Genomic DNA, 5,192 nt, shown 5'->3' with positions numbered 1-5,192 from the left:
ACCGGTGACGCCGGCAGCGTTGGGCTGCCTGGACGCCGGGGGAGAGGCGGCAGGTTGAGGGAGTTCAGCAACAATGCCTGCTGCTGTGCCAAGCGCTGTCGCCCTGATTGCGCCAGCGACCATGTTACTACGCGCTTTCTGCACTGAAACCGAACCCGAATCACCTGGCCAGGTTCCACGCGGCGCCAGCCCGGGGTCGAGCGTGATACCTGAAATGGTCTTAACCATCGTGACCAGATCGGAAGTGTCACCGCTCAGACGGTCACCGGCGCGCCAGGCCTTTTGAAGTGCACGCACAAAATCATTTGCCGTACCAGGCGGCATCAGGATGACGGACAAATCCCCCTGCAGCAGCCGCATCGCTGCGGAAACGCCGGAGTCCACCATTTTAAAAGCGTCAGCAACATCATTAAGCATTCCGGCAGCATCAGCTAACACATCGCTCTGAAGAAAATCGGGAATACCGGATAGCGAAAACGCAGAGAACATCCCTTCAATTGCATCATCAAAAAGGCCGCCTGACGCCTTTAATCGCTGCGCTGTTGCAGCCCCGGCCGTTGGAAAAGACAACTCACCACTTTCAACAAACTGAAACGATACCCGGCACATGCGCCCTTCTGCCACGCTGTGCGTAACGCTTACCTGGCCGTCAATGCTGCCCTGCATTTCGCCAAACTGTGGGTGAACAAGTGTGCCGGGTCCCGCTGTTTCAATCGCTACAATCAGGCGGTCGCGCTGATCAGCATAATCATCACCAATCAGATAGGCATTTATCGTAAGGCGGCGTGTTGCCCTGCCTAAATCCTCCGTAAACGGTTTATCCCTGTTAAGGTACTCATGGACCTGCACGCGGCGACCAAATGAACTTTCATCATCTTCTACAGAAAAAGGTACGTTTCGAAATGATGCGTCACGCAGACGATCGCGCCAGCCTTGCGGGGAAAATAGAGCCATATATTCACCATAAAACCACCGAAGCGGGTTTAACGAGGTTTTCTGAACGGGGAATAGCCGACGTCGTGACTTACCGACATAAGTGGGTTTCCTGACTCTGGAATGTCAACCACGCGCATTCCCTGAGGCGCATTCTCAAAGCTTACTTTGAGTTCGCTACGCTGCGTCTGGGGTGATACAGGAGAATTAAGCCCGCCCGGTGAACGATTCAGCGGAACAGCAGGAAGATAGCGCCCGTCAGGGACCTGGTAGACATTATACATTCCCGTCAACTCATTAATGCGTGACAGAATACCGTTATAGCCCCGTTCCCTTTCCTTGCCCTGCATTTTATTTACCAGAAACTCACCTTTACTCATGCCGGACTCTTTCGAATCTTTTTCGAGATCCTCCAGCTGCTTCAACAGGGATATCGCGACGCCAATCGTGATGGTCATTGCTCCCATTCTGGCAATCGAGCCGAGCAAACCGGAGAGCGAACCGGCCAGCGTGACCGCCTCTCTCAATGCACCAATCGTTTTGAGGGTAAATGCGCCTGCCATCACCAGACCAACACCCTCGATCACCGTCTCCCAGCCGCCCATTGCCTGGGCTACCTGATCCACCTCATACCAGACCGCCCTGATTACCGGGGCCACATCATCCCAGTTATCAATAATCAGCAGCGCGCCCGCTGCCAGGGCTGCAATGGCAACTTTGGCAGGAGACAGGTTCATAACGCTGTTCAGCACTTTGAACGCACGGGAGAGCGTACCGATAGCAACGCCGGTGCCCAGTAATGCTGCGCCGAACTTCGCAACGGACTGGACCAGCTCAGGGTTAGCCCGCACAAATTTCCGAAGCTGCTCCAGGTACGGCATCACCTCTTTAGTCGCATCGTTGATTGCAGGAAGGAAGGTATCGCCCAGGGTCACCGAGATGGCATTCACGCTGTTTTTAAGCAGCGTTAACTGATTCTCCGTCGTGGCAGCCCGACTCGCGTATTCCTTCTGCATCGAGCCGCCGTATTCCTGCGCATCAGCAACCCGATTAAAGTTGGTCCGCAGTAAATCCATGTTGGTCAGCAGCGGCGCAATGGCTGAAAGTGATTCCTTCCCGAACAGGGAGTTCATCACCGCCGCCTGTTTTGCTTTCGGGACTTTTGCCAGCGAATCCAGCACGTTCAAAATCGCTGCTTTAGAATCCTTCTGAATATCAGCCGCCAGCTGCCCGGGATCAATCTTCAGGAAGCTGAGCGCCTTTTTCTGAGCGGAGGTGGCAGACTTACCCGCGGTAAGCGAGAGCATAAAGTTTTTGATACCCGTGGAGGCAATTTCAGACTCAACGCCCATCCCGGCAATGGTCGCCCCCATCGCGGCAATTTCACCGGAGGCCACCCCGGCCACGCTACCCAGAGGACCGATTCGCGTCACAATGTCAGATATTTTCTTCGCGTTCGCAGGGCCGGTATTCCCCAGGTAGTTAATTTTATCGGCGAGGACAGCGACATCATCCTGCGTCAACTTAAACGCCGTACGCCACTGAGCCATCATCTGACCTGACTCTTCGGCGGTGGTATCAAACGCGATACCCATTTTCACAGCGTCATTCGCAAACTGCATCAGGTCACTTCTGGCGATACCCGCCTGCCCGCCGGCGGCGACGATTTCAGCAATACCTTCCGCCGCCATGGGTAATTGGGTGGAGAGCGTCAGAATGTCATCGCTCATCTGCGCAAAGGCTTTTTTATCGTCCAGGCCGTCAACCACCTTGCGGATGTCGGCCATTTTCGATTCAAAACCAATAGCTGAGTTTATCGGTAAAGCCAGAGCGCCGAGAATTGCCACACCCGCCGCCGCCGCTCCCAGCGCCAGCCCCGCCATTTCCTTCTGAAAGCCGTTTAACTCCCGCTGCATCCCTTTCATCGGGCCGGTAAGCTGGTCAACGGCAGTAATAATGGCCTTTAACTCAAAACTATCCGACATTCTTCATCTCCTCATTGATGCGGACAGCCTCAGCTTCCAGTTCCAGAAAATCTGATATGACTGCCCGCCGGAGTTCAAACGGATTTATTCGCCAGAAGTAAGCGGTGTTATAGACTCGCTGCCGGAGATTTCCTCCCTCTCCGATTGGGTAAAAAAGTTGAGGATCAACATGCAGGCCTTAAAAATATCTAATTTGGTTAATTGTGCTGCAGATGATCGGGGTATCCCCGCCAGGACGGGAAGGTATTGCAGTGCAACGGCACTATCCAGTTTAATGCCACCCTCTGCCGAAAGGGTAAATGGAAACCCCGTGGCGGCAATTTCGTCGTAGGATGGCTCACGCAGTTCGAGCACATGCAACTTTTCGTTATGCGCCATGATCGGCTTTTTCAGCGTTAACTCTCTCATTGATAAAATCCTTCTTCACCGTGGAATTCCAGGTCGACGGTCCCTTCTTCCGGGTTATGGTTTGCCTCACCATGTAGCCAGGCATTTGAAAGCACGTATACCTGCCCATTCGCCAGCTCCGACGTAAGCGTCATAACGTCAGAAGTGGTAATTTTGTCGATTGGGAAATTCTTCGGTACCTTAGCCGTCACTTTCGTATAGGCCGCACGCGTGGTTTCCTTGTAATCAACGGAACCATCCAGGCCAATCACATCGTCGCGCACTTTGGTATTCATCGGCACTTCGATACCGCCGGTGATCGACAACTGCTGGCCGTCAATTTTGAAATAGGTTGTACCTGCAATCTTTGCCATTACGCGGTCTCCTCGTTGTACTGCAGGCGGAACTGATTGAGCACCGCAAATACGCGCAGCTGGTTGACATAATCCGGCGGGAACAGAATATCCAGGCGGTCAGGATCGTTCTGGTTTCGCTCAACAATCAGGTATTTCTGGAACAGCTCGAAGTTTTCCACAATACCTTCCCGCTCCAGCTGGCGATAAGTTGCCCCCAGCTCACCGCGGATAACCGCTGGCGTAACAATCGCCTGCCCCGGGCCAAAACGGGTGCCATCATTTGCCAGTTTATGGCGGCCGTACTTACTGGTAATAACCGATTTCAGCCGACGCAGAACGTAAGCACTGGTGTGCAACGTCTCACTGTCGTAGTAGCTGTTGTCCGCAACCCCGTACGCATTGGTTTTGTAGGTAGTGACGTCGCGCTGAATGCGCAGCACGCCAGATTCCGTGTAAGCCGTGGCGATACCGTGCGCCAGCAGGGAATTCTGCTCGGTGACGGTGAAGCGTTTACCTGTCGGTGCGGGCAATGCCCCGGTCAGCTCCCCGGTCTGGGTTGGGCGGGCCGGGTCGATGCGCAGGAAGACAGCAGCACGCCCCAGGCGATACCCCACCAGCTCATCGACACAGGTTTGCACCTCTTTCTCATAGCCAGCGATGGTGATGTGCTGGTTGTTGAGCGAATCACCAAATGCCACCAGTTCAGACAGCGAGCCCGTTTTTGCCGTGTACACATGACCGTAAAGCTGGCGAATGTAGCTCCAGCGTCCGGCGCTGTCGTTCATTTCAACGGACATAAGCTGCAGGGAGTTCGCATCGCTGAACGGCAGCCCGATATAGTCGAATGGCTCATCGCCCATTGCGCTAATGGCCTGAGATAAATCAGGATCGCCCACACCGCCGCGCATTTTACCAGTCTGAACACTCAGGCCGGCCGGAACCTCTTCACCGCTCGCGGTACCGAAATAGTTCAGGGTTAATGGAATGGAGTTACCCACCGGGCCACCATTGACAGCGGAAAGCTTAACGGTACCCTGTGCCGCGCCGGCGGAGGTAGTCTGGTATTCTGCGGTGACGGGTAAATCAACGTTGTTATTGATAGCGCGTAGCAGCGCCTGAGAGACCTGATTGCCGGTGTCACCGGTCGCAACAGTAACCTGTACTTTGCGTGTCCCCACATACAGATTCACCGTGCCCGAATCAGTTGCGGCGCCCGTAATGGTAACCGTGCCGGTTGCCGGCTCACCATTATCTGGCACGGCAATAACCCACAACTCACCAAATGGGTCAACCTGACGATAGGCCTCGACCATTCGCGCCAGCTGGCTGCCGCGGCCTGCCATTTTCTTAGCCAAATCCTTTGATGGCATGATAACAAGCTGGTTCAGGGGAATATCAGCTTCCGGCAGCGCCATGCCAATCAGTAGAGAAGGCGCCCCGCTAACCGCGGTATTCGCCGCGCTGTTATCCATTTCGGCATAAAACAGCGGTACCCGGTTATCGGATGGTATGTAGTTAAAACTTACGGTCA

The 5,192-nt window shown here is 54.4% G+C and carries 5 protein-coding genes; all 5 read right to left on the bottom strand.

The window, feature by feature from the left end; genetic code table 11:
* A partial coding sequence (locus VGM55_RS02910) for a DNA circularization N-terminal domain-containing protein (RefSeq protein ID WP_331634541.1) occupies positions 1-954 on the bottom strand: 954 nt, incomplete at its 3' end.
* A 29-nt stretch (positions 955-983) separates the two neighbouring features.
* The gene (locus VGM55_RS02905; RefSeq protein WP_331634540.1) at positions 984-2,918 is read right to left on the bottom strand and encodes a phage tail tape measure protein; all 1,935 of its coding nucleotides are present in this window, start codon (positions 2,916-2,918) and stop codon (positions 984-986) included.
* An 84-nt stretch (positions 2,919-3,002) separates the two neighbouring features.
* Positions 3,003-3,326 (bottom strand): phage tail assembly protein, encoded by a 324-nt coding sequence (locus tag VGM55_RS02900; protein ID WP_331634539.1) that lies wholly within the window; start codon positions 3,324-3,326, stop codon positions 3,003-3,005.
* On the bottom strand, positions 3,323-3,679 hold the full coding sequence (locus VGM55_RS02895) for a phage tail tube protein (RefSeq protein WP_331634538.1): 357 nt from the start codon (positions 3,677-3,679) through the stop codon (positions 3,323-3,325). Before VGM55_RS02895 ends, VGM55_RS02900 begins: the two co-directional genes overlap by 4 nt.
* A partial coding sequence (locus tag VGM55_RS02890) for a phage tail sheath subtilisin-like domain-containing protein (RefSeq protein WP_331634536.1) occupies positions 3,679-5,192 on the bottom strand: 1,514 nt, incomplete at its 5' end. The genes VGM55_RS02890 and VGM55_RS02895, both read right to left, overlap by 1 nt.

Source organism: Cedecea sp., assembly GCF_036500665.1.
GTDB lineage: Bacteria > Pseudomonadota > Gammaproteobacteria > Enterobacterales > Enterobacteriaceae > Cedecea.
The sequence above is the reverse complement of the archived record's forward strand: the minus strand, read 5'-3'. Positions and strand labels throughout refer to the sequence as shown.

What these genes read in the sequence shown, in the direction of transcription:
- VGM55_RS02900 (WP_331634539.1), bottom strand. Translation starts at nt 3,326, where the DNA reads ATGAGAGAGTTAACGCTGAAAAAGCCGATCATGGCGCATAACGAAAAG.
- VGM55_RS02895 (WP_331634538.1), bottom strand. Translation starts at nt 3,679, where the DNA reads ATGGCAAAGATTGCAGGTACAACCTATTTCAAAATTGACGGCCAGCAG.
- VGM55_RS02905 (WP_331634540.1), bottom strand. Translation starts at nt 2,918, where the DNA reads ATGTCGGATAGTTTTGAGTTAAAGGCCATTATTACTGCCGTTGACCAG.